Source organism: Pseudomonas sp. CVAP#3 (assembly GCF_018986375.1).
Lineage (GTDB): Bacteria > Pseudomonadota > Gammaproteobacteria > Pseudomonadales > Pseudomonadaceae > Aquipseudomonas > Aquipseudomonas helvetica.
In genome coordinates this window covers 228712-252640 of sequence record NZ_JAHMSC010000009.1, presented here as the reverse complement: position 1 = coordinate 252640, position 23929 = coordinate 228712, and the positions used below count along the sequence as shown (strand labels likewise).

The following is a 23929-nucleotide window of genomic DNA, read 5'->3' as shown; positions in this document are numbered from 1 at the left end:
ATTTACGAGGGCGAGAATCAGTTGGGCGTGGCCACGGTGACGGGGACCACGTGGACGTTTGTTACCGAGGTGTTGCCTCCTGCAACGTATGTTTTGACGGCCAGAGAGCAGGGTGAAGGTGGGGCAGAATCAGTTGCCTGGACCGTTACCGTGGCGGCGGTGGAAACGGAAAAACCCGTAATCGAATCAGTCACGGACCTCAACAACAGTGATGTCCCCCATGAATCAATCACCGGTGCTAAAGCGCTCGATCTGAAAATCAAGGCAGGCAAGCGCGAACAACTCGAGATTTTTCTCAATGGTGTATGGAAGCACGAGGCGCCCACGAATGAACTGGGGTTTCTGAACTATCGACTGGCGGACCTGGAACCGGGTGATCAAAACATCACAGTGAAGGGCGTCGTGAGCGGGCTGGTGTCGGACATCTATAACGTTTTCGTGGTGTCCGGTCCGTCGGACGGGACGCTCGCAATCATTGCTGCCAAAGACGCTCGACACCATCAGGTCCTCCCTGGCGGCGCCATAACCACCGACACGATCACGCTCACAGGCACTGCTCAGCCCAGCGCAACGGTCACCATCAGTGACGTTTTCACTGTTCTGAGGACTGTCGTTGTGAACCAGAACGGCTACTGGCGGCTTACCCTGGATAATTTGAGCGTCCACTACTATCACTTGGCGCTGAGTGCCGAGGGTGCCGAATCCCCCATGCTTTGGTGGCTGGCAGTACTCGCTGTTGGAACACCTATTATCGAGCAGGCAACCGACCTTGAGGGTACGACGTTCATCCCGCCTTACGGAGAGACTTCCGGACAGGCGTTTACGCTATCGGGTGTAGGGCCTGCTAATGGGATGCTCATCCTTCATGAGCTTCTCAGTAATGTGGAAATCACTGTCAATGTCGACGCAAAAGGCAAATGGAAACTTACGATACACATCGGCTCAGAGCCCAGGGAGCATCACTATGTAGCATCCGCGTCGGGCGAGGGCTCGCCGAAGTCAAATCTCTACCGAGTGCGCAAGGTCGAGCCAGCGAAGTAACGGAGAGTTGATCAGGTGCGCGCTGACAATGGTCAGCGCATCTGAGCCGAGTGCTGGATGAACGTCAACGCTGCCGCTGACGTTGCGGCGACACCTCTGAGAAGGAACTTGCTCATGACTGCTCAAGAAGACGCTCCCCAAATACACGCTGACCTCCCGGGTCATCTTGAAAAGCCGAACATCAAGCAGGCGCTGGGTAGCCGCGACCTTAAGCCGATGGAGGTTCACAACACCGGCCGGCTGACTGCAGAAATCAAACGGAAGGATCAGGAGTTGCTGGAGACCGACGGAGTCGTCGTCAGGTTCAAGGGCTGGAACGCTGATGAAGAGCGCGGTTCCTACACCAGCAATAAAGGCATCCCTTTACCGTTTGGGCCAGCAAACCTCAGGGTCTTGAATCTGGATACTGAGGTCGTTGCTTTTAACCTGGACCAGATAATCAAGGTGGAATACACCGTCTATCGTGACGGCGAAGACCCGGTAACGTCCGAGGTGCTCGAATTGAAGGTGCTCGACATTCCGCCGGAGGAGCTGAAGGCAGGCGTGATTTTCGGGAAGGACAATGACGGTACCGGGCCCGTACTGGACCTGACCACCGACACCGACGACCGGACGGTGCGCATTAGTCTCTGGCCGCTGATTGCCAAAGGGCAATTGTGCTGGATCAAGCTGAATGGCAAGAACGCAGATGGCACCCATTACGAAAAAGATCTGTTCAAGGACGAGGTTGATGCGGACTGGATCACCCTTGGCTATATCGACGTAGCCGTTCCTTACAGTGAGCTCAAGAAACTGGTCAATGGATCGAAGCTGAGTCTTGAATACAAGGTTGCATTTGATCAGGTTGATGACGAGAGCAAGGCGAACCTCTCGCAGGTGCGAAGCTATACCGTTAAAGCGGCTGTGGTGGAGCCTGTCATCACCAAGGTGACGGATCTCGACGGCAATCCCGTTGCTGACAAAGGCGAGACCACGGCCACCACCCTGATACTTGAAGGTGCAGCGGGTGAAGAGGTCCAGGTTTATGTCGGGGCTGAACTGAAGGGCACGGCCAAACCTGAAGACGGGACGTGGACGTTTGTACTGACTTGGCTGAGCGTATACACGCAGGGGATCAAGGCCGTTACCAGCGGACTGGATTCCAATATCTGGACCGTTATTGTGAAGGGGAATAGCGGTTCACAGATATACGACGTGAGGGACGCCGCGGGTGTTCGAATTGCCGATAACGATATAACCACCCAAACTCCCTTGATGCTCAAGGGCTGGGTTGGACCGGGGGGAGAGCCTGAGGTTTATGATGGCAACGTTCGGCTGGGTATGGCTCGTATCGTCGGGGTTGATAAGAACAAGTGGGAGTTCGAGACGAAGGTGCTGCTCCCCAAGGTATGCGCGTTCAAGATCAAGGCATTGCCTGGTAGCGGTCCGTTATCAAGGACCTGGATCGTTAACGTGCAAGCACCGATCGATTCACCGGCAATCACCGCAATGACGGATTCCATAGGCAACCCCATCGCCCGAGAGTGGGCGACCCTCGACACCAGCATCAAACTCGAGGGCACGGTTACCGGTGGGGGGCAGGTTGATGTTTATGCAAATGGCCGGCTGTTGGGGTCCGCCGAGATGAACGGTAACCAGTGGGTATTCACCACCGGTCCCTTATCTATTGGCTACCGTCGCTTCACCGTTAAAAAGCGTGATGGCAGCCAGCCGGAATCTGATCGCTGGGGCGTTAGCATGGGTATCCCTTACATCGCCAGTGCGTCTGTTCCCAACGGAGGTCTGGCTGATGAGCCACGTGTGTGGTTGTACGGAAAGGGGCAGCCTGGGTCGGTGCTTGATATCCGCCATGTCATAAGCAAATGGGGAACAGCGCTGGTGGACGAGAATGGTTCCTGGTCGTGGTCCCATCCACTTTATGCTGATAAACAATCCAGTTATGACTGGTGCGTGAGCTTGCAGGGGTCAACGCTTAAGTCACCTTACTGGGTCGTTTTCTACTAGCGTCAATTCAGATCTAAGACCGTGCCCTTCGACCTTCAGACGCGCATGCCGTTGATCGGAATCCACTGCCGACCTGTTATTTCTGACAGTGGTCAGCGCCTCGAAATCGGGTGTTAGATGGCGCCAACGCTGCCGTTCACGTCGCGGCGACTCTTGCGAGAAGGAGATTGCTCATGACCGCTCAAGTTATCGCTCCCCAAACACGCGCCCTCATCCCGGACCTCGACCCGCTGAAGGTCGAGCCGGTGTTGAATGGCACCGATCTGGATTCGATCAACACCCCTTTCCTGTTCAGGGCGCTGATACCTACGACGAAACTGCTGCCTACCGACAAGTTTTACGTTGAGATTGTTGGTGAGCCCAGCACTCCGGAGGGCGGGAACTACAAAAGCCCGGAGTTGCCTTTGGGGGCGCGTGACCCCAGGACTGTGAATTTGGACAAAAAGGTCGTCGCGTTTCATCTGGGCAAAACAATGACGGTGAGGTACTTCATCATTCGGGACGGTGAGGAACTGAAACCCTCCCCAAATCTGGTGCTCAACGTGCACCCCTTGGCAAAAAAAGAGTTGGAAGCGGCCCTGATTCTCGAGGCAGAGAACAACGGCAGCGGTCCCGGACTGCATCTGACCACCAACCCCGCCGATCTCACGCTGCATTTGAAAAACTGGCCGCTGATTGCCGAGCGGCAACGGTGCTGGGTTTACCTGGAGGGTAAGAGAGGCGGTCATGCAGATCACCCGCTTACTGTGTTGCAATCGGAGCCAGTGGACAGCGCCTGGGTTACTCGCGGTTATCGCGAGGTGAAGGTGCCTTATAGCTACTCCAGGGAGTTGCTCGATAGTTCGTCGTTGAAGGTCTTTGTCAAGGTCGCGCTGAACCAGGAAGACGACGAGACCCAGGCGTTTGATTTCGAGGAGCGAATCTATACTGTGAAAGCATCGGGAGTAACACTGCAAATCACTGACGTGATGGACTCCAGGGGCAACCTTGTCACCAATACCAGGGCGACACTCGACACCAGGCTGACGCTCAAGGGGACGGTTGCCACGATGGAGGGAAAAGTCGATGTTTATTCGGGGGACATTCTGTTGGGCGGTGCGAGCACTACTGGAACTCAGTGGAAGTACGACACCGACGAATTAAGTGCCGGAGTCTGCAGGTTCCATACTGAAGAGCGCGATGGTATCCAGCGATCCGATACCTGGACCGTTACTGTCGGTGCCCCCTACATTGAAAGCGCGAGCATTCCCAATGGAGCTGAGAGTTCTGCCGAATTCGTAAGCTTGCGGGGTAAGGCAAAGCCTGCGCAGACCTTTTCGCTTCACAAGAATGGTACAGGCCTGAAACAAGTGACGGCCACGCCTGACGGTGACTGGAGTGATGTATCGACGCTCACGTCAAGGGCCAACGTCTTTGAAGTGGTAGAGCATCAAACAATGATCAAGTCACCTGCCTGGACTATCTACCGTATTGATCCTGACAAGCCATTGCCTTGACCTGCACGATACGCCTGTTCCTGATCGACCTGACGGGGCCTGAGAGCAGGCGCGCAGCATCATTAACGCAATAAAAAGCCCACTAAGGATCACCCCTCCAGTGAGCTTTTGTTTATTTACCTGCCACCACTTACGGCGCGAACGGCATCACCCGCTTGTGATGGGTCTTGCGATACGTATCGCAAATAATCCTGAACGCCTCTTCACGCACCGGCTCACCATGCAGGAAAGCATCAATCTCGGCGTAGGTCACACCGTGAGACGCTTCATCCGGTTTGCCGGGTGACAGATCTTCAAGGTCGGCAGTCGGGATTTTTTCTACCAGCGATTCCGGTGCGCCGAAGCTGCGGGCGATGGCCCGGACCTGGTTTTTCACCAGGCCGCTCAGCGGTGCGAGGTCGCAGGCGCCGTCACCAAACTTGGTGAAAAAACCCATCACCGCTTCTGCTGCGTGGTCAGTGCCGATCACCAGGCCGTGGGCGGCGCCGGCGATGGTGTATTGCGCAACCATGCGCATCCGCGCCTTGGTGTTGCCCAATACAAAGTCCACCGAGACCGCGTGCTTGCCTTCGAAGGCCGCGACTTCACTGGCCAGCGACTTGACTGCCGGGCCGATGTTCACGGTGTGGCGCTCATCCGGGGCGATGAAGTCCACCGAGGCTTGCGCATCGTGTTCATCGAACTGGGTTTCGTACGGCAAGCGTACGGCGATGAACTTGTAGCCCGCGTCACCGCTGCGCTCGCGCAATTGGCGCACGGCGCGCTGGGCCAAAAGGCCGGCGGTCAACGAGTCGACGCCGCCGCTGATGCCCAGCACCAGCGTCTTGAGCCCGGAATTGACCAGGCAATCCTGGATGAAGGTAATCCGCCGTGCGATCTCAGCCTCCAGGGCTGCATGATCGGCGAAGGGCGGTTGGACCTTGAGCTGTTCAGCAATCTCACGCTGTACGGCTTGCATGAATTCACTCCTTGCTTGATGTGCCAGAGAGGGCGGCAGGTACTTGAAACACATGTCGCAAATAGGCGACGAAATTCGGGTCTTTGCAGTGCGTCTTGCCGGCCTCATCGGAAATCTTGGCGACGGGCTGACCATTGCAGGCTGCCATTTTAAGCACGATGCTCATCGGCTCGACACCCGGAATATCGCACGTCAGGTTGGTGCCAATGCCGAAACTGACATTGATCCGACCCTGCAACGCGCGGAATATCTCCAGCGATTTGGGCAGCGTCAGGCTGTCGGAGAACACCAGCGTCTTGCTCATCGGCTCGATACCGAGCTTATGGTAGTGGGCGATGGCCTTTTCGGCCCAGGCAATCGGGTCCCCGGAATCATGCCGTAAACCGTCGAAGAGCTTGGCGAAGTACAGATCGAAATCGCTCAGGAAGGCGTCGGTGGTGATGCAGTCGGTCAGGGCGATACCCAGCAGGCCGCGGTATTCACGAACCCAGCAATCGAGGGCGGCGCTCTGGCTGTCGATCAGTCGCGGGCCGAGTTGCTGGTGCGCCATGATCCATTCGTGAGCCATGGTGCCGAGCGGCTTCATGTCCAGCTCGCGGGACAGGTGCACGTTGCTGGTGCCGACGAAACGTCCGGGGAAGTCGTGCTTGAGCACGTTCACCACTTCTTCCTGCACGCGGTAGGAGAAGCGCCGGCGAGTGCCAAAATCTGCCACCTGCAGGTGTGAGAGTTCATCGGCGCTGGCATTGGCGCTCAACCAGTCGAACTTGCGATAGAGCTGCTCGCGCGCTTGCTCCATGACGATTTCACGGTAGCGATAACGGTTGCGCACTTCGCTGACCACCGCCAGCAGTGGCACTTCGAACAGAATCACATGCAACCACGGCCCACGCAGGCGGATGAACAGTTCGCCGTTCTCGATGCCGGTGTAGATGTAGCGCAGATTGAAGCGGAACAAGCCGAGAAAGCGCAGGAAATCCGGCTTCAGGAAGCTGATGCGCTCCAGGAAACTCAACTGATCGTTGCTCAGGCTCAGTTCAGCCAGACGCTCGATCTGAAAACGAATCTCCGCCAGGTAGGGGCGCAGATCCTCGCTGTTACGGCAGCGGAACTCCCATTCGACTTCAACGTTGGGGTAGTTGTGCAGCACCGCCTGCATCATGGTCAGTTTGTAGAAATCGGTGTCGAGCAAGTTCTGCACGATGCGATCGGCAAACACACTCTCGCTCATAACGGGAATCTCCAGGCTGGCCGCCGCCGAGGGCAGCGACGTTTCAGCTGTTTCAATGAATGGGGCTAGTGGCGCATATCGGCGGGTTGTATTGCCAGCATTTTTTTAGCGTGCGAGCGCTTCCTGTGGCGAGGGGGCTTGCCCCCGTCGGAGTGCGCAGCACTCCCAAATCCGATGAACGCGGTATGCCTGATGCAATGTAATTACAGGTTTTTGGGCCGCTGCGCGACCCAGCGGGGGCAAGCCCCCTCGCCACAAATTCCATTTGCCACAGGTTTTGTGTAAGGCCTCAATTCTGCGACGTGTCCGGGCTATCGATCTGCTCCAGCATCCAGGTGACAAAATCGCGCACCTTGGGCACTTCCGCCGAGTGTTCGGGGTAGGCGAGGTAATAGGCGTCGCTGCTGGGCATTGCGTGGGGCCAGGGGATGACCAGTTTACCGTCGGCCAATTCCTCTTCCACCAGAAACCGTGGCAACAGGGCGACGCCGCAGCCGACTTGTGCGGCGCGGATGCACATATAAAAGGTTTCGAAGCGCGGGCCGTGATAACTGTGCTCGGTTTGATAGCCCTGGCTGTCGAACCAGTCGTGCCACGCCTGAGGGCGTGAGGCGCTTTGCAGCAGCACCAGATCGCTGAGTTGCGTCGGGTCGGTGAAAGGCTGCTCCGGCAGGCTGCCCGGTGCGCAGACCGGCACCAGCTCTTCGCCGAACAGCTTCAAGCACTCGGTGCCGGGCCGCGAACCCTGGCCGAAATAGAACGCCAGGTCGCTGCGCCCTTGCAGCAAATCGTCGGCTTCGTGTTCGTTGCACAGGTCCAGATGAATATGCGGATGCCGCAAGCGCCAGCCTTTCAGGCGCGGCACCAGCCAACGAGCGCCGAAGGTTGAAGGCGTGGACACGCGTAATACTTCGGTCTCACCGCCGTAGGAACGCAGGTAGTGGGTCGACATCTCGACTTGCGAGAGAATTTTTCGCACTTCAACCAGGTACAAATCCCCGGCCGGAGTCATTTGCAGGCGTCGACGGACCCGGCGAAACAGCAGGTGTTGCAACAGCTCTTCGAGTTGTGCGACCTGTTTGCTCACGGCGCTCTGGGTCAGGTTCAGCTCTTCGGCGGCGCGGGTGAAGCTCAGGTGACGAGTGACCGCCTCGAAACACTGCAACGCAGTAATCGACGGCAAGTGGCGTTTATTCAGCATCGGAGGGCCCTTGTTCTTGTTGCAACGCTTTGCATGAATAAACGGAATGATATCTCGCTTAATCGTCGTTTGTTGGCAAGTCTCGGGGCGGCTACAACTATAGGCCTGAAGCCCCTTGTCAGGAGGCTGTGAATTTTCTGCTTTTCACGTTGAAGGAGTGACCCATGGTTGCCGCATTGCTTGATCGTTTGGGGGTGAACCCGGCCCTGTACCAGAACGGCAAACAGCCCGTGCATTCACCGATCGACGGCAGCCATATTGCCTCGGTGAACTGGGAAGGCGCTGCTGAAGTCGAGCAGCAGGTCAGTCGCGCAGAGCATGCGTTTGACCTGTGGCGCAAGGTCCCGGCCCCGCGCCGTGGCGAACTGGTGCGCCAACTGGGCGACATCCTGCGTGAATACAAGGCCGATCTGGGCGAGCTGGTGTCCTGGGAAGCCGGCAAGATCACTCAGGAAGGCCTGGGTGAAGTTCAGGAGATGATCGACATCTGCGACTTCGCCGTCGGCCTGTCGCGCCAGCTCTACGGTTTGACCATCGCCTCCGAGCGTCCGGGCCACCATATGCGTGAGTCCTGGCATCCGCTGGGCGTGGTCGGGGTGATCAGCGCGTTCAACTTCCCGGTCGCGGTCTGGGCCTGGAACACCACGTTGGCGTTGGTCTGCGGCAACTCGGTGATCTGGAAGCCATCGGAGAAAACCCCGCTCACCGCACTGGCCTGTCAGGCGCTGTTCGAGCGCGTATTGAAGAATTTCAGCGATGCGCCGGAGTATCTGAGCCAGGTGATCATCGGCGGCCGCGATGCCGGTGAAGCGCTGGTGGACGACCCGCGTGTGGCCTTGATCAGCGCCACCGGCAGCACCCGCATGGGCCGCGAAGTGGCGCCGAAAATCGCCGCGCGCTTTGCTCGCAGCATTCTGGAGCTGGGCGGCAACAACGCGATGATCCTCGGCCCAAGCGCCGATCTCGACATGGCCGTGCGGGCGATTCTGTTCAGTGCAGTCGGCACCGCCGGACAGCGTTGCACCACCCTGCGTCGCTTGATCGCCCACGAGTCAGTCAAGGAAGAGATCGTCACTCGCCTCAAGGCGGCGTATTCCAAAGTGCGTATCGGCCATCCGCTGGAAGGCAACCTGGTCGGCCCGCTGATCGACAAGCACAGCTTTGAAAACATGCAGGACGCGCTGGAACAGGCCTTGAGCGAAGGCGGCCGGGTGTTTGGCGGCAAGCGTCAGCTCGAAGACAAGTTCCCGAACGCCTACTACGTTTCGCCGGCCATCGTCGAAATGCCAGAGCAGAGTGATGTGGTGCGCAGCGAAACCTTCGCGCCGATTCTGTACGTGGTTGGCTACAAGGACTTCGCCGAAGCGCTGCGCCTGAACAACGCGGTGCCACAAGGTCTGTCGTCGTGCATCTTCACCACTGACGTGCGTGAGGCCGAGCAATTCATGTCGGCAGTGGGCAGTGACTGCGGCATCGCCAACGTCAACATCGGCCCGAGCGGTGCGGAAATCGGCGGCGCCTTTGGCGGTGAGAAAGAAACCGGCGGCGGTCGCGAGTCCGGCTCCGATGCATGGCGCGGCTACATGCGCCGCCAGACCAACACCGTCAACTACTCGCTGGAGTTACCGCTGGCCCAAGGGATCACGTTCGACTAAGCCCCGGATGATCGTTCCCACGCGCAGCAAAGGAATGCAGCCCGTGACGCTCCGCGTCACATCGAGAGCAGACGCAGAGCGTCCGGTGAGGCATTCCCACGCGGAGCATGGGACCGATCAGGTAGGTTAGGTTTCAATTTCGGAGTCTGGCGATGCCGTTACGCGAAGAATGCTTATGGGAAAAACTGACGCCGCAACGGCCTGACCGGGCGGCGCTCAAGGGCGAGGTGACGGCGGACGTCTGTGTGATCGGCGCCGGTTTCACTGGTTTATCGGCGGCGGTGCATTTGCTGGAGCAAGGCAAAAGCGTCTGCGTGCTCGAGGCCAAGCGCTGCGGGCAGGGCGGTTCGGGGCGTAACGTCGGGTTGGTGAATGCCGGGATGTGGATTCCCCCGGACGAGATCGAAGCCGGGTTCGGCGAAGCGATCGGCAGCCAGCTCAATCGCATGCTCGGCGCGGCACCTGCTCTGGTGTTCAGCCTGATCGACAAATACAACATCGATTGTCAGTTGCGCCGCGAAGGTACGCTGCACATGGCGCACAACGCCCGTGGCGAAGCCGATTTGCGCAGTCGTGAAGAACAATGGAAGCGCCGCGGCGCGCCCGTGGAGTTGTTGACCGGTGCGGCGTGCGAGCAGGCCACCGGGACTAAAAAGATCGCCGCCGCGTTGCTCGACCGTCGCGCCGGCACGCTCAATCCGATGGCCTACACCAGCGGTCTGGCCGAGGCTGCCGCGTATTTGGGTGGTCAGTTATTCGATCATTCACCGGTGACCCGGCTCGAACGTCAGGGCCAACGCTGGTCGGTGCAAACCGACGCCGGTTCGGTCATGGCCGAGCAGGTGGTGATCGCCTCCAACGCCTACACCGAAGGTGACTGGACTGAACTGCGGCGCAATTTTTTCCCCGGTTATTACTATCAGGTGGCTTCCGCGCCGCTGACCGAAGAAGCTGCGCAACTGATCCTGCCCGGTGGCCAGGGTTCGTGGGACACCCGCCAGGTACTCAGCAGCATTCGCCGTGACAAGGACGGCCGGTTGTTGCTCGGCAGCCTGGGCAATGGCAATCAGAAACCAACGTGGTTTCTCAAGGCCTGGGCCGACCGGGTTCAGCAGCATTATTTCCCTTACCTCAAACCGGTGGACTGGGAATGCACCTGGACCGGTTGCATCGCTTTTACCCCCGATCACTTGATGCGCTTGTTCGAGCCAGCACCCGGTCTGGTGGCCGTGACCGGTTACAACGGCCGTGGCGTGACCACGGGCACGGTAGTCGGTAAAGCCTTTGCCGATTATTTGTGTAACGGAAATCCTCAGGCGCTACCGATTCCCTTCGCACCCATGCAGCCACTGGCCGGGGTGGGCCTGCGCAGTTGTCTGTACGAGGCCGGATTTTCGCTCTATCACGCGGGCCAGTGCCTGCGGATTGTCATTTAAGAGAGCGAATTTGTTGCCGGGAGCGGCGCTTTTTGGCGCAGCGACTAGCCTGTAATGGTGCGGGTTTGTAGCAGTTGCGCACCAGCAGTGTGCAGTTCGGTGACGCACGCTGTTACAGGCTGGTTGCACGTCGTTTGGCGCCGCGGTTGCAATGATGGCGCGTGCGGGTTGCGCCTCAAAAAGAAAATGGTTTCACCTTCCGCGGTTTAGACGGTTGCACGCCCAATAAAAAAGGGCCCGAAACAGTCGAAATAACAATAAAGCAGCGACTTTTTGAAGAATAAAAAACCGATGGCACGGCCCTTGCTCTGAGCATTCAGTGAAGTCGCAGTGCCAACTAAAAAAAACCTTGGAGCACCACCTCATGTCCCAGACGTTTTACAAGAAAGGCTTAGTAGCTCTCGCAGTGGCGGCTGCGTTGGGTGTTTCTTCGTTTGTTCAGGCGGATGTCAAACTTGGTGTGGCAGGTCCGATGACCGGTCCTAGCGCTTCCTTCGGCTTGCAATACATGAAAGGCGCGCAAGCGGCGGCGGATGCAATCAACGCCAAGGGCGGCATCAACGGCGAAAAAATCGTACTGGTCCAGGGCGATGACGCCTGCGAACCGAAACAGGCTGTGGCTGTTGCGAACAAAATGGTCCAGGACAAGGTGATTGGCGTGGTCGGGCACTTCTGCTCGTCGTCGACCATCCCGGCTTCCGAGGTCTACTCCGACGCCGGCATCATCGCAATCACCCCGGGTTCTACCAACCCGACGGTCACCGAGCGTGGCCTGCCGGCCATGATGCGTATGTGCGGGCGTGATGATCAGCAAGGTATCGTCGCGGGCAACTACATCGTCGACGTCCTGAAAGGCAAGAAAGTTGCCGTCATCAACGACAAAGACACCTACGGTAAAGGCCTGGCAGACGCGACGGCCAAGCAGTTGACCGCGCGTGGCGTGAAACCGGTTCTTGAAGAAGGCCTGACCCGTGGCGAGAAAGATTTCAGTGCCCTGATCACCAAGGTCCGTTCGGTAGGGGCTGATGTCCTTTACTTCGGCGGCCTGCACCCGGAAGCCGGTCCACTGGTCCACCAACTGCGTGAGCAAGGCCTGAAAGACGTCAAGTTCATGTCCGATGACGGCATCGTGACCGACGAAATGGTCACGACCGCCGGTGGTGCTCCTTACGTCGATGGCGTGTACATGACCTTCGGCGCTGACCCGCGCTTGATTCCAGACAGCAAGGCTGTCGTGGATACCTTCCGTAAATCCGGTTACGAGCCTGAAGGCTACACCCTGTACGCCTACGCCTCGGTGCAAGCCCTGGCTGCCGGCTTCAACGGTGCCAAGTCGAACAAAGGTGAAGAAGCCGCCAAGTGGCTCAAGGCGCACCCGGTGGAAACCGTGATGGGCAAGAAGGAATGGGATAGCAAGGGCGACCTGAAAATCTCCGACTACGTGGTTTACCAGTGGGATGCCGCGGGCAAATACCACCAGCTGGACAAACAGAAGTGAGATAAGCGCACCGCCAGGCCTGGGCCTCTCGATATCCGTCGTGGGGCCCGGCTTGAGTCATGGGTTCTGCAATCATGCCGACCCGGTATTTTTCTTCTGAGCCACATGAACCTGGCCAGGTGCGCCTCACAAGGGCTCATCGACACCGGGTTCGCGGTGGCCTCTCAAGTTAGTGAGAGTGCATGATGGACGGTATTTTCCTGCAACAAGTTATCAACGGTTTGACCCTCGGATCGGTCTACGGCCTGATCGCCATCGGCTACACAATGGTCTACGGCATCATCGGCATGATCAACTTCGCCCACGGCGAGGTGTACATGATTTCCGCGTACCTCGCGGCGATCAGCCTGGCTCTGCTGTCCTACTTCGGCGTCGAATCCTTTCCGCTGTTGATCCTCGGTACTTTGCTGTTCACCGTCTTCGTGACCGGTGTGTATGGCTGGGTCATCGAACGCATCGCTTATAAACCGCTACGCAACTCCACCCGACTGGCACCGCTGATCAGTGCTATCGGCGTTTCCCTGATCCTGCAGAACTACGCGCAGATCGCTCAGGGCTCACGGCAACAGGGTATTCCTACGCTGCTGAGCGGTGGGCTGAGATTCGATATCGGTACGGGTTTCGTGCAGATCACCTACACCAAGATCTTCATTCTGGTCGCCGCGTTTATCGGGATGGCCCTGCTGACCTACATCATCAAATACACCAAGTTGGGGCGCATGTGTCGTGCCACCCAACAAGACCGCAAGATGGCCTCGATCCTCGGGATAAACACCGACCGGGTGATCTCCTACGTGTTCATTATCGGCGCCGCGATGGCTGCGCTGGCGGGTGTCTTGATCACGGTGAACTACGGCACCTTCGATTTCTACGCAGGCTTCGTGATCGGCATCAAGGCGTTCACCGCTGCGGTGCTCGGCGGGATTGGCTCGCTGCCCGGCGCCATGCTCGGCGGGATCATCCTCGGCGTTTCCGAGTCGCTGTTTTCCGGCGTGATCAACTCTGACTACAAGGACGTCTTCAGCTTCTCGCTGCTGGTACTGATCCTGATTTTCCGTCCTCAAGGCCTGTTGGGTCGCCCACTTGTGGCGAAGGTGTAAGCATGTCCGACACTAATAACAAACCTATCGATGTGAAAAAAAGCCTGATCGACACGGTTCTGGCCGGGTTGATTGCCCTGATTGTCTTCGGCCCGATCGTGGGTGTAGTGCTTGAAGGCTATAGCTACAACCTGCAACCGACGCGTGTGGCCTGGATGGTCGGGGCAGTGATGCTCGGGCGTCTTGCCTTGAGCCTGTTCATGCAGACGGCCAAGGGTGAGAAGGTTCAGCAACGTTTCGAAATCGTCGGCTCCGGCGTGCATGTGCTGGCACCTGATTTCAAGTCGCGGCTGCGCTTCATCATTCCGGCGTTGATCGTGATCGCTATCGTGTTCCCGGTCTTCGCCGACAAGTACCTGCTGACGGTGGTGATCCTGGGCTTGATCTACGTGTTGCTGGGCCTGGGCCTGAACATCGTGGTCGGTCTGGCAGGTCTGCTCGACCTGGGTTATGTGGCGTTCTACGCCATCGGTGCGTATGGCCTGGCACTGGGTTATCACTACCTTGGCCTGGGCTTCTGGACCGTGTTGCCGCTGTCGGCACTCATGGCGGCGATGGCCGGATGCATCCTCGGCTTTCCGGTGTTGCGCATGCACGGTGACTATCTGGCCATCGTGACCCTGGGCTTCGGTGAAATCATTCGCCTGATACTGACCAACTGGCTGTCCTTCACGGGCGGGCCTAACGGCATGCCGGTGCCATCACCGTCGTTTTTCGGTATCGAGTTCACGCGTGTGGCGAAGGATGGCGGGATACCCTTCCATGAGTTCTTCGGGACTGAATACAACCCGAACATAAAGTTCATGTTCATCTATGCCGTGTTGTTCCTCGTCGTGATGCTGGTGCTGTACATCAAGCATCGCCTGACCCGAATGCCGGTCGGGCGTGCCTGGGAGGCGTTGCGCGAAGATGAAATCGCCTGCCGCGCCATGGGCCTCAACCACGTACTGGTCAAGCTGTCGGCCTTTACCCTGGGGGCTTCCACAGCGGGTCTGGCGGGTGTGTTTTTTGCCAGCTATCAAGGTTTCGTCAACCCGACCTCGTTCACGTTCTTCGAGTCGGCGTTGATCCTCGCCATCGTCGTACTCGGCGGCATGGGCTCGACTGTCGGCGTGGTAATCGCCGCGTTCGTGCTGACCGTCGCCCCGGAACTGCTGCGCGGCTTCGCGGAATACCGGGTGTTGCTGTTCGGCGTTCTCATGGTGTTGATGATGATCTGGAAACCGCGCGGCCTGATTCGTATCAGCCGTACCGGCGTGACCCCGCGTAAGGGTGCCTTGACTGAGAGGAGCGCGTCATGAGCGATGAATTCATTCTCTCGGTAGAGAACCTGATGATGCACTTCGGTGGCATCAAAGCCCTGAGCGACGTCAGCCTGAAGGTCAAGCGTAACTCGATCTTCGCGTTGATCGGCCCCAACGGTGCGGGCAAGACCACGGTGTTCAACTGCCTGACCGGTTTCTACAAAGCTTCTGGCGGGCATATCGAACTGAACACCCGGGGTGTCAAAACCAACGTCATCAAGATGCTCGGGGAACCGTTCAAGGCGACCGATTTCGTGTCGCCCAAACGCTTCGTCAACCGGCTGCACTACAAGATGTTCGGCGGCACGCACTTGATCAACCGCGCCGGCCTGGCGCGGACTTTCCAGAACATTCGCCTGTTCAGGGAAATGTCGGTGATCGAGAACCTGCTGGTGGCTCAGCACATGTGGGTCAACCGTAATCTGGTGTCCGGCATTCTCAACACCAAAGGCTATCGCAAGGCCGAAAGCGATGCCCTGGACCATGCCTTCTACTGGCTGGAGGTGGTCGATCTGGTGGACTGCGCCAACCGCCTCGCCGGTGAGCTTTCCTACGGTCAGCAACGGCGTCTGGAGATCGCCCGGGCCATGTGCACCCGGCCCAAGATCATTTGCCTGGACGAACCGGCGGCGGGCCTCAACCCGCAAGAAACCGAGGCGCTCAGCGCGATGATTCGGCATCTGCGCGACGACCACGACATTACCGTGGTGCTGATTGAACACGACATGGGCATGGTGATGAGCATTTCCGACCACATCGTGGTGCTGGACCACGGCAACGTGATCGCCGAGGGTAACCCTCAAGCGATCCGCAACGACCCGAAAGTGATTGCCGCCTACCTGGGTGCTGATGAAGAGGAGCTGGTATGACTCAACCGATCCTCGAACTGAAAGCGATCGACGTGTTCTATGGGCCGATCCAGGCCCTGAAAAAGGTCTCGTTGCACATCAACGAAGGCGAAACGGTTAGCCTGATCGGCTCCAACGGTGCCGGTAAATCGACGCTGCTGATGTCGATCTTCGGTCAGCCGCGGGCGGCCGGCGGGCAGATCGTCTATCGCGGCGTGGACATCACCCACAAGTCGTCCCACTACATCGCCTCCAACGGCATTGCCCAGTCGCCAGAAGGGCGGCGGGTATTTCCTGACATGACCGTCGAGGAAAACCTGCTGATGGGCACGATCCCGATTGGCGACCAGTACGCTGCCGAGGACATGCAGCGCATGTTCGAGCTGTTTCCACGGCTCAAGGAACGGCGCAATCAGCGGGCGATGACCATGTCCGGTGGCGAGCAGCAAATGCTCGCCATTGCCCGGGCCTTGATGAGTCGGCCCAAATTGCTGTTGCTCGATGAGCCGAGCCTGGGGTTGGCGCCGATTGTGGTGAAACAGATCTTCGCTACCCTGCGCGAACTGGCGGGCACCGGCATGACCATCTTTCTGGTCGAGCAGAACGCCAACCACGCGCTCAAGCTGTCCGACCGCGCCTATGTGATGGTCAACGGTGAAATCCGCCTGAGCGGCACCGGCAAGGAACTGCTGGTGAACGAAGAGGTGCGTAACGCGTATCTGGGCGGTCATTGACTCTGCTTGATGCTACTGATCGTTCCCACGCTCTGCGTGGGAACGCCTCTCCGGACGCTCTGCGTCCGCTTTTGTGACGCAGAGCGTCACCGGCTACATTCCCCCGCGCGTGGGAACGAGAGCTTCCGGCCGCTATCCACAATCCAATCTGGGAATTGTGGAAAACAATATTCGCAACCTGTTAAAGCGCGACATAAAGCCGCTGCAAATGGCTGTTTTTCCACAGTTTTGACTTGTCCCCGTTTGCTGTGGAACTGGCTGTGGGTAACATGGGAGCAACTGCCTGAACGCCTTTAACGGCGTGGCTTGCAGGGTTGTGGTTGTTTTTTGATCAGGCATTTTTCGGCGGCCTTGAGTAAGCCTTGTCAACCTTTTTGTTGCCGCTGCCCTGCGGCTGAACAGTCGTTGCGCAGCCTGTGGATAAGTCTGTGGTTAAACTCTGGAAAGACTCGGCAAAGGGCCGTAATGACTGGCGTGTAGCCATCGTCTCGGTGACTGCTCGGTCGCACCGACCGATGCTGGCTACACTTGTCAGTGCCCAGGTCAAGCAAAAAACTTTCAAATCTGCCCGCAAAGCCTTGTAGATCGCGCATCTCAAGGTTTGCACTTGCCCCCACAGACTGTGGACGGGGCTGTGGATAAGGTGCGTGCAGTTGGCTGCGAGCCAGAGCGGCCAAGGCTTGGCAGTAGTTGAGCGTTTTTTGTACAGCGAACATGACAGAATTTTCATTTTCGCGGTTTTGGGTTCAGGTACTCTGCGCGCCTTGGCGCCCCCGAATGGGCGCTCGTCATTTGACGACATGGAGCCATTGCATGACCGATAGTCCCGCCTCTGCTCCTGTCGAGCCCGTCAGCCCGATGCGTCGGCTGCTCAAACGAATGGGCTACGACCTGGCCGTGATGGATCTCGGCGGACGGGGACTGGCACTGATCGGCGGGCTGCTTTTGCTGGCCTGGATCAGCTCCGGCATCTACAAGGTCCAGCCGGATGAACAGGGCATTGTGCTGCGCTTCGGGCGCTGGCAGCAGACCGCCGAGTCCGGGCTGCACTATCACTTGCCCTATCCTGTCGAAACCGTCCTGCTACCCAAGATCACTCAGGTCAATCAGCTGCAACTGGGCACCAGTACCAGCGTGCAGAGCGCAGCGAGCAATGGCGCGCGCGACAAGCAAATGCTCACCGGTGACGAAAACATCGTCGAAGCCGATTGCACGGTGTTCTGGCGGATCAAGGACGCGCGACTCTATCTGTTCAAAATCAGCGACCCGGAGCGCTCGGTGAAACTCGCCGCCGAAAGCGCGCTGCGCGAGGTGATTGGGCGTACGCCGATTCAGTCGGTAATGTCCGACAAGCGTGCGCAGATCGCCGATGAAACCCGGGACTTGCTGCAGCAACTGCTGGACCGCGAACAGGCCGGGATTCTCGTCACTCAGGTGCAATTACAACGGGTCGACCCGCCGCCACAGGTGATCGATGCGTTCAACGATGTGCAGCGAGCCCGCGCCGACCAGGAGCGCGCCCGCAACGAAGCCGAAGCCTATGCCAATGACGTGATTCCCCGTGCCCGTGGCGACGCGGCGCGTATCACCCAGGAAGCCGAAGCTTACCAGGCGCAAGTCGGCAACCTGGCCGAGGGCGAGGCCAAGCGATTTCTCTCGGTCTACAACAGCTACGTGCAATCCAAAGACGTCACCGCCTGGCGCCTGTACATGGAGAGCATGGATGAAGTCCTGAAAAAGGCTTCCAAAGTCATCATCGACTCCTCCGGCAAGGGCATGTCCGGGGTGGTGCCGTACATGCCGCTGAGCGAGCCCGGCAAACCGCAGCAAAAGGACGCCCGACCATGAACCGCACCGTCAAATGGTTGGCCGCAGCCGTCGTCGCGATTGCGCTCTGGGCGTTGGCCGCCTCGGCCTATGTTGTTGATGAATCACAGCAGGCGCTGATCATCCGCTTCGGTGCACCGATGGGCGTTGCCGGGGAGCCGGGGCTCAAGTTCAAGGTGCCGTTCAGCGACTCCATCGTGTTTTACGACAGCCGTCTGCAAACCCTGGCATCGCCGGCCGAACAAGTGATTCTCGGTGATCAGAAGCGTATCGAGGTCGAGACCTATACGCGTTTTCGCATTAGCGATCCGTTGCGGTTTTATCAGGCTGTCGGGACCCTGGATCAAGCCAATGCTCAGCTGACGCAAATGGTCAGTTCCTCGCTGCGCCGCGAGTTGGGCGAGGTATCGCTGCGCTCGCTGTTGTCGCCGGCCCGTCAGCAGGAAGTCGCGATCATCGAGAAAGACGTGGCCGACAAGGCCCGCGCACTCGGCGTCGAGGTGACGGAGGTGCGTCTGCACCGCGCCGATCTGCCGCTGGAGGCCAGTCAGGCGATTTACGACCGGATGAAATCCGAGCGCCAGCGCGAAGCCAAGGAGCTGCGCGCGCAGGGCTTTGAATGGGCCCAGCAAATCCAGGCCAAGGCCGACCGTGATCGCACGGTGTTGCTCTCGGAAGTCCAGCGCCAGTCGGCAATCACCCATGGCGAGGCCGATGCAGCGGCCAACCAGATCCTTTCGGCGGCGTTCAGCAAGGACCCGGAATTCTACAAGTTGTACCGCTCGTTACAGACCTACCGTCAGGCGCTGTCTGACAGTCAGCCGATGTTGGTGCTGACGCCTGATGCTGCGTTTCTCAAGCAGTTCCGGAACGGGCCGGCAACGACCAGCGGCAAGTAGCAACGGCCATGAGTGATCTGTTTACAGGGCACGGGCCTGAGCAGTTCGCTGGGATGATGTTCCGATGACGCCGTCTTTTGCCAGGAAACCGCTCGATGTTATTTGATGGTGCGCTGCATGCGCTGAGCATGGTCTTTGAGGTGTTCCTGCTGGACTTGATCCTGTCGGGCGACAACGCGTTGGTGATTGCCCTGGCCTGTCGCGGGCTGCCGCCGGATCAACTCAAGCGGGCCGTATTGATCGGCACCAGCGGCGCCATCGTCCTGCGGACGTTATTGACCACGCTGGCCGGCTGGTTACTGCTGGTGCCGTGGCTCAAGCTGATCGGCGCGCTGCTGTTGCTGGTGATCGCCATACGGCTGCTGACCGAGGAAGAGGCCGGCGAAGAGGGCGATTCATCAGGCGGCTCGCCGCAGACGCTGGGTGGCGCGGTGGTCACGGTGCTGACCGCCGACCTGATCATGAGCATGGACAACGTGGTCGGTCTGGCGGCGGTGGCTCAGGGCAGTGTCTTTTATCTGGTGCTGGGCTTGCTGTTGAGCGTGCCGCTGCTGATGTTCGGCAGCCTGCAAATCACCCGGTTGCTACAGCGTCAGCCGGTGCTGGTGTCGATTGGTGCGGCACTGCTGGGCTATGTCGCCGGGGACATTGCGGTCTCTGATCCGGTGGTCGTGGGCTGGGTCAACAGCCAGTCGCCTGCGCTCAATCAAGTGGTGCCCTTGCTGTGTGCGGTGTATGTGGTCCTTCAGGCCCGAATCATTCTTCGGCAACGTGCGCGGTTGCCCAAACCTGCGGTCATGCAGCCGGTTGCGCGGGCGGTCAGGTTCCAGCAACCGGTCAGCGAACCGGTTACGTTGCCGGTGGTGAAACCCGAGGTGGTCCTGACAGCATCGCCCGCGCCTGCAATTGAAGCATCCAATGATGAGCCGCCGCGTCGCCTGTTTGGCAATTACAACGGGCTGGCATTGGTGTTGGCGGGGCTTGCCGGTATTTTCGTGATCAGCGCGGCGTTGTATAGCCTGGTGAGTGGATTGTCCGGTGGCCTGCTGCCCACGCCGCAAAAGGAGTATGCGTATGTCTGCACCGGGGCGAGCACCACCCTTTACTATCGACCCGGCGGCAGCACGATCCGGCTGGTCACGGGCGGTGGTGAAGCCAGCGGTTACGTGAGGTACAAGACCATTCTCTGGCAGACTCCGCAGAGCGCCCTCAAGGACCTGCACCTGACGCTCCCCAACGAGATCGAAAAAACCAGCGCCACAGTCGTCACCCTCAATGGCGGCAGCTTCTCGCAAATCCAGTGCGCGCGCAGCCTGTGACGTGACCACCAATGACCCGGTTGCCGCTGCGCTCCGGGCCGGGCATGCTGCTGGTTGAGTTTCTATTCCAGCGGCTGCGTATCAGCCCAAACCAGGAGAACACGATGTCCAACACCCTGTTTATTACCGGCGCGACGTCCGGTTTTGGTGAAGCCTGTGCCCGTCGTTTTGCCGAGGCCGGCTGGAAACTGGTACTGACAGGCCGTCGTGAAGAGCGTCTGAATGCCCTGTGCGCCGAATTGTCGAAGCAGACCGAAGTCCATGGCCTGGTGCTCGACGTGCGTGACCGCAAGGCCATGGAGGAGGCAATCGCCAACCTGCCGCCGTCGTTTGCCAAGCTGCGCGGGCTGATCAACAACGCAGGCCTGGCCCTGGGTGTAGATCCGGCGCCCAAGTGCGATCTGGACGACTGGGACACCATGGTCGACACCAACATCAAGGGCCTGATGTACAGCACTCGCCTGCTGCTGCCACGCTTGATCGCCCACGGTCGCGGTGCCGGGATCATCAACCTGGGCTCCATTGCCGGCAACTATCCGTATCCGGGCAGCCACGTGTATGGCGCGACCAAGGCGTTCGTCAAACAGTTCTCGCTGAACCTGCGTTGCGACCTGCAAGGCACCGGTGTGCGCGTGAGCAACATCGAGCCAGGCCTGTGTGAAAGCGAGTTCTCGCTGGTGCGTTTTGGCGGTGACCAGGCGCGTTACGACGCCACCTACGCGGGCGCCGAGCCGATCCAGCCGCAGGACATTGCCGAGACGATTTTCTGGGTCCTCAATGCCCCGGCGCACATCAACATCAACCGTCTGGAATTGATGCCGGTGAGCCAGACCTGGGGCGGATTTGCGATTGATCGCAGTAGCAAGGCGTAAGTGTGGCGAGGGGGCTTGCCCCCGCTCGGGTGCGAAGCAGCCGCAAACCGTCGATCGCGGTATGCCTGACATAGGTGGTGTCTGGTTTCAGGGCTGCTATGCAGCCCAACGGGGCGGTGCGGCGTTCCGACAAGCCCCCTCGCCACAGGCGGCAAATCGGCCAAAACATGGCATAAGGTACACTCCCTCTCGAAACCCCCACCGTACTCTGCGGTTTTCAGGGTTTCAGAAGGAGGAAATGTGAGTAACCGAGGTGAGCAGGTACTGCTCAAGCAATCGACCATCCTGATGTTCGCCGTGGCGATCGCCGCGATCGTCACGGGTTTTTTTTCTGGCTCCCAATCGATCTTGTTCGATGGGTTTTTTTCGCTGATCGCGACCTTCATCAAGGTCCTGATGCTGATCACCGCCAAGCTGATCGCCAAGGAAAGTAACCAGCGCTTTCAGTTCGGCTTCTGGCACCTCGAACCGATGGTGCTGCTGATCGAAGGCAGCTTCCTGTTGCTGATTGCGATCTACGCCTTTCTCAGCGGTGTGTTCGGGATCATCCAAGGTGGCCGCGAGATCGAACTGGGCCTGGTGATTCCTTTTGCTGGGGTACTTAGCGTCGTCTGTTTCGGCTATTTCTTCTACGTCCGTTATCGCAATCGCACGTTGAAATCCTCGCTGATCCAGTTCGACAACATCAGTTGGCTGGTGGACGCGATGCTCTCGGTCGGCTTGCTGGTGAGCTTCCTCATCGCGTTGCTGCTCAAGACGCAGGGCTATGGCCAGTGGGCCGCTTACGTCGACCCGTCGATCCTGATCCTGCTGGCCCTGAGCATGCTCGCGCCGGCGTTCAAAATTCTCAGGCCGGCGTTACGCGATGTACTGGGAATGGTCCCGGATCAGCTGGATGACAAGGTTCGCCAAGTGATGGACGAGGCCAAGGCCGAGCACGGTTTTGCCGAGTACATCTCGTATGTGCAAAAGCACGGGCGGGCGCGGTTCATCGAGATTCACGTGGTATTGCCGGCGGATTACCGACTTGATGGCGTGGCCACTTTGGATGAACTGCGTGAGCGGATTTCGGCGAAGCTCGGCAAACCGGATGCGGCGCGTTGGCTGACCATCAGCTTTACTGGTGATCGCAAGTGGATTGCCTGATGGGACGATGACCTGTGGCGAGGGAGCTTGCTCCCGCTGGGGCGCGAAGCGGCCCTAAAAATGGGACTGCTACGCAGTCCAGCGGGAGCAAGCTCCCTCGCCACAGAAGACTCAGCCGAAATATTCGGCGAGGCCGCGATAGCAGGTCGCCAAATGGTAAGGCGTGGTCGACGGCATGTCCTGGCGGCTGATCGCGCCATCTCTGTCCAGGCACTCGTACCAGCCACCGGCATGCAGGAAACGCTGTTGCAGGGCGTTCAATTGACGCTCAAGCAAGGCTTCGCTGTCTGGACGCAAGGTCAGGGCGCGCAGGTATTCGGCCTGGGCCCAGATGCGCTGGGTCTCATCCCGAGGTCGGCCGTCCAGTTCAAGGTCAAGCATCGCTCGTACTGCCCCCGTTTGCTGATTAACGCCCAATTGTTCGGTGAACGGAAATGCGCGGGTCAGTGAGGCGTGCAGTTTTGATCCGCGCAGCAACGCCGATGACTCCAGCAGGAAGAACCATTCGAATTGATGCCCCGGCTCAAACCAGTTATCCACAGCCCCCAGCGGTTTCTCCATCATTACCCCGTGCTGCGGGTCGATGAAGTGCTTTTGCATCGCCCCGCACAGTGCATTGAGCGCGGCCTCGACCGGGGCATCGTCGCGTACTGACAGCGTGGTGAGGAACGCTTCGGCCAGATGCATCAGCGGGTTCTGCAACGGCCCGGTGTTGAGCGATGACCAGTCGCGGTCGAGGCTGGCTTCGTACAGACCGTCGTCTGTGGCGAAACGCTGAGCGACCACTTCCAGCGCGGCATTGAGCACCGATTCCACCAACGGCTCGCGAACCTTGGCCCAGTAATGGGCGCAGGCAAACAGAATGAAGGCGTGGGTGTAGAGGTCTTTACGCTGATCCAGCGGCGCGCCATGGGCGTCGATGCTGTAGAACCAGCCGCCGTGTTCGGCATCGTGGAAATGCCGTTGCAGGGAGCGAAACAACGCAGCGGCGCGCTCTTCGGCAGCCGGCGCCGCACCGATCAGGCTGGCGAACAGGTACAGCTGCCGCGCGCAGGCCATGGCCCGGTAGCGTTGTGGCGGCAATGGCCGGTGTTCGGCGTCCAGCGCTTCATACGGCAGCGCCATGTCTGCGTTCCAGCCGGGGCCTTGCCAGAGCGGCACGATCACGTCCTGGAAGTGCTGCTGCACAGTGGCGAACAGGGCGGTCAATTCAGGCTGGGAGGCGGAGCGGGGAGCATCGGGCATTGGCTGGCGTCGTCACGGCAGGAGTGTTTGCGCGACATGGTAGCAGGAGTTGTGCACGATGCTGTTTTTGTGGCGAGGGGGATTGCCCCCGTTGGAGCGCGAAGCGGTCCTAAAA

General features: G+C 59.0%; 19 protein-coding genes. 15 read left to right on the top strand and 4 right to left on the bottom strand.

The features are described from left to right. The 3 genes from KRR23_RS17700 to KRR23_RS17690 form a co-directional block, all read left to right on the top strand. Nucleotides 1–1041 (top strand): hypothetical protein (locus tag KRR23_RS17700; RefSeq protein ID WP_216743543.1); only part of this gene is annotated, 1041 nt, incomplete at its 5' end. 114 nt (nt 1042–1155) lie between these two features. After that, on the top strand, nt 1156–3045 hold the full coding sequence (locus tag KRR23_RS17695; protein WP_216743542.1) for a hypothetical protein: 1890 nt from the start codon (nt 1156–1158) through the stop codon (nt 3043–3045). Between the two features lie 173 nt (nt 3046–3218). Then, nucleotides 3219–4541, top strand: coding sequence for a hypothetical protein (locus tag KRR23_RS17690; RefSeq protein ID WP_216743541.1), 1323 nt, complete (start codon nt 3219–3221; stop codon nt 4539–4541). Between the two features lie 130 nt (nt 4542–4671). Here the strand turns inward: KRR23_RS17690 and nadE are convergent, their stop codons facing one another. From nadE to KRR23_RS17675, 3 genes are all read right to left on the bottom strand, one after another. Then, the gene (gene nadE / locus KRR23_RS17685) at nt 4672–5499 is read right to left on the bottom strand and encodes an ammonia-dependent NAD(+) synthetase (protein ID WP_216743540.1); all 828 of its coding nucleotides are present in this window, start codon (nt 5497–5499) and stop codon (nt 4672–4674) included. 4 nt (nt 5500–5503) lie between these two features. Continuing rightward, nucleotides 5504–6730, bottom strand: coding sequence for a nicotinate phosphoribosyltransferase (gene pncB / locus KRR23_RS17680; protein ID WP_216743539.1), 1227 nt, complete (start codon nt 6728–6730; stop codon nt 5504–5506). A 289-nt stretch (nt 6731–7019) separates the two neighbouring features. Continuing rightward, nucleotides 7020–7931: a LysR family transcriptional regulator gene (locus tag KRR23_RS17675; RefSeq protein ID WP_216743538.1), complete on the bottom strand. Its 912-nt coding sequence runs from the start codon at nt 7929–7931 to the stop codon at nt 7020–7022. A gap of 164 nt (nt 7932–8095) precedes the next feature. Between KRR23_RS17675 and KRR23_RS17670 the strand changes: the two genes are divergently transcribed. The 12 genes from KRR23_RS17670 (at nt 8096) to KRR23_RS17615 (ending at nt 22569) form a co-directional block, all read left to right on the top strand. Next, a complete protein-coding gene (locus KRR23_RS17670; RefSeq protein WP_216743537.1) occupies nt 8096–9586 on the top strand; it encodes an aldehyde dehydrogenase family protein in 1491 nt (496 codons plus the stop codon). A gap of 152 nt (nt 9587–9738) precedes the next feature. Next, entirely contained in the window at nt 9739–11022 is a 1284-nt protein-coding gene (locus KRR23_RS17665; RefSeq protein WP_216743536.1) for an FAD-binding oxidoreductase, read from the top strand. Between the two features lie 364 nt (nt 11023–11386). Further along, nucleotides 11387–12520 carry a branched-chain amino acid ABC transporter substrate-binding protein gene (locus KRR23_RS17660; RefSeq protein ID WP_216743535.1) on the top strand — a complete coding sequence of 378 codons (1134 nt, stop codon included), beginning with the start codon at nt 11387–11389 and terminating at the stop codon, nt 12518–12520. Between the two features lie 185 nt (nt 12521–12705). Continuing rightward, nucleotides 12706–13620 (top strand): branched-chain amino acid ABC transporter permease, encoded by a 915-nt coding sequence (locus KRR23_RS17655; protein WP_054598222.1) that lies wholly within the window; start codon nt 12706–12708, stop codon nt 13618–13620. A gap of 2 nt (nt 13621–13622) precedes the next feature. Beyond that, the gene (livM, locus tag KRR23_RS17650; RefSeq protein WP_216743534.1) at nt 13623–14921 is read left to right on the top strand and encodes a high-affinity branched-chain amino acid ABC transporter permease LivM; all 1299 of its coding nucleotides are present in this window, start codon (nt 13623–13625) and stop codon (nt 14919–14921) included. After that, on the top strand, nt 14918–15793 hold the full coding sequence (locus KRR23_RS17645) for an ABC transporter ATP-binding protein (protein WP_054595386.1): 876 nt from the start codon (nt 14918–14920) through the stop codon (nt 15791–15793). The genes livM and KRR23_RS17645 overlap by 4 nt, the downstream gene beginning before the upstream one ends. Beyond that, a complete protein-coding gene (locus KRR23_RS17640) occupies nt 15790–16506 on the top strand; it encodes an ABC transporter ATP-binding protein (RefSeq protein ID WP_145016421.1) in 717 nt (238 codons plus the stop codon). Before KRR23_RS17645 ends, KRR23_RS17640 begins: the two co-directional genes overlap by 4 nt. An 813-nt stretch (nt 16507–17319) precedes the next feature. After that, a complete protein-coding gene (gene hflK / locus KRR23_RS17635) occupies nt 17320–18354 on the top strand; it encodes an FtsH protease activity modulator HflK (RefSeq protein ID WP_216743533.1) in 1035 nt (344 codons plus the stop codon). Next, on the top strand, nt 18351–19232 hold the full coding sequence (hflC, locus tag KRR23_RS17630; protein WP_216743532.1) for a protease modulator HflC: 882 nt from the start codon (nt 18351–18353) through the stop codon (nt 19230–19232). The genes hflK and hflC overlap by 4 nt, the downstream gene beginning before the upstream one ends. Before the next feature lie 95 nt (nt 19233–19327). Continuing rightward, nucleotides 19328–20551: a YjbE family putative metal transport protein gene (locus tag KRR23_RS17625; RefSeq protein WP_216743531.1), complete on the top strand. Its 1224-nt coding sequence runs from the start codon at nt 19328–19330 to the stop codon at nt 20549–20551. Between the two features lie 104 nt (nt 20552–20655). Beyond that, on the top strand, nt 20656–21423 hold the full coding sequence (locus tag KRR23_RS17620) for an SDR family oxidoreductase (protein ID WP_103316355.1): 768 nt from the start codon (nt 20656–20658) through the stop codon (nt 21421–21423). 240 nt (nt 21424–21663) lie between these two features. Then, nucleotides 21664–22569, top strand: a complete 906-nt coding sequence (locus KRR23_RS17615) for a cation transporter (RefSeq protein ID WP_216743530.1) — start codon at nt 21664–21666, stop codon at nt 22567–22569. A 111-nt stretch (nt 22570–22680) separates the two neighbouring features. Here the strand turns inward: KRR23_RS17615 and KRR23_RS17610 are convergent, their stop codons facing one another. Continuing rightward, the gene (locus KRR23_RS17610; protein WP_216743529.1) at nt 22681–23814 is read right to left on the bottom strand and encodes an AGE family epimerase/isomerase; all 1134 of its coding nucleotides are present in this window, start codon (nt 23812–23814) and stop codon (nt 22681–22683) included. Nucleotides 23815–23929 lie beyond the last annotated feature (115 nt).

Coding starts and splice junctions, on each gene's coding strand:
- KRR23_RS17690 (WP_216743541.1), top strand. CDS start 3,219: ATGACCGCTCAAGTTATCGCTCCCCAAACACGCGCCCTCATCCCGGAC.
- KRR23_RS17610 (WP_216743529.1), bottom strand. CDS start 23,814: ATGCCCGATGCTCCCCGCTCCGCCTCCCAGCCTGAATTGACCGCCCTG.
- nadE (WP_216743540.1), bottom strand. CDS start 5,499: ATGCAAGCCGTACAGCGTGAGATTGCTGAACAGCTCAAGGTCCAACCG.
- hflK (WP_216743533.1), top strand. CDS start 17,320: ATGACCGATAGTCCCGCCTCTGCTCCTGTCGAGCCCGTCAGCCCGATG.
- pncB (WP_216743539.1), bottom strand. CDS start 6,730: ATGAGCGAGAGTGTGTTTGCCGATCGCATCGTGCAGAACTTGCTCGAC.
- KRR23_RS17640 (WP_145016421.1), top strand. CDS start 15,790: ATGACTCAACCGATCCTCGAACTGAAAGCGATCGACGTGTTCTATGGG.
- KRR23_RS17670 (WP_216743537.1), top strand. CDS start 8,096: ATGGTTGCCGCATTGCTTGATCGTTTGGGGGTGAACCCGGCCCTGTAC.
- KRR23_RS17660 (WP_216743535.1), top strand. CDS start 11,387: ATGTCCCAGACGTTTTACAAGAAAGGCTTAGTAGCTCTCGCAGTGGCG.
- KRR23_RS17655 (WP_054598222.1), top strand. CDS start 12,706: ATGGACGGTATTTTCCTGCAACAAGTTATCAACGGTTTGACCCTCGGA.
- KRR23_RS17695 (WP_216743542.1), top strand. CDS start 1,156: ATGACTGCTCAAGAAGACGCTCCCCAAATACACGCTGACCTCCCGGGT.
- KRR23_RS17625 (WP_216743531.1), top strand. CDS start 19,328: ATGTTATTTGATGGTGCGCTGCATGCGCTGAGCATGGTCTTTGAGGTG.
- KRR23_RS17665 (WP_216743536.1), top strand. CDS start 9,739: ATGCCGTTACGCGAAGAATGCTTATGGGAAAAACTGACGCCGCAACGG.
- livM (WP_216743534.1), top strand. CDS start 13,623: ATGTCCGACACTAATAACAAACCTATCGATGTGAAAAAAAGCCTGATC.
- hflC (WP_216743532.1), top strand. CDS start 18,351: ATGAACCGCACCGTCAAATGGTTGGCCGCAGCCGTCGTCGCGATTGCG.
- KRR23_RS17620 (WP_103316355.1), top strand. CDS start 20,656: ATGTCCAACACCCTGTTTATTACCGGCGCGACGTCCGGTTTTGGTGAA.
- KRR23_RS17675 (WP_216743538.1), bottom strand. CDS start 7,931: ATGCTGAATAAACGCCACTTGCCGTCGATTACTGCGTTGCAGTGTTTC.
- KRR23_RS17645 (WP_054595386.1), top strand. CDS start 14,918: ATGAGCGATGAATTCATTCTCTCGGTAGAGAACCTGATGATGCACTTC.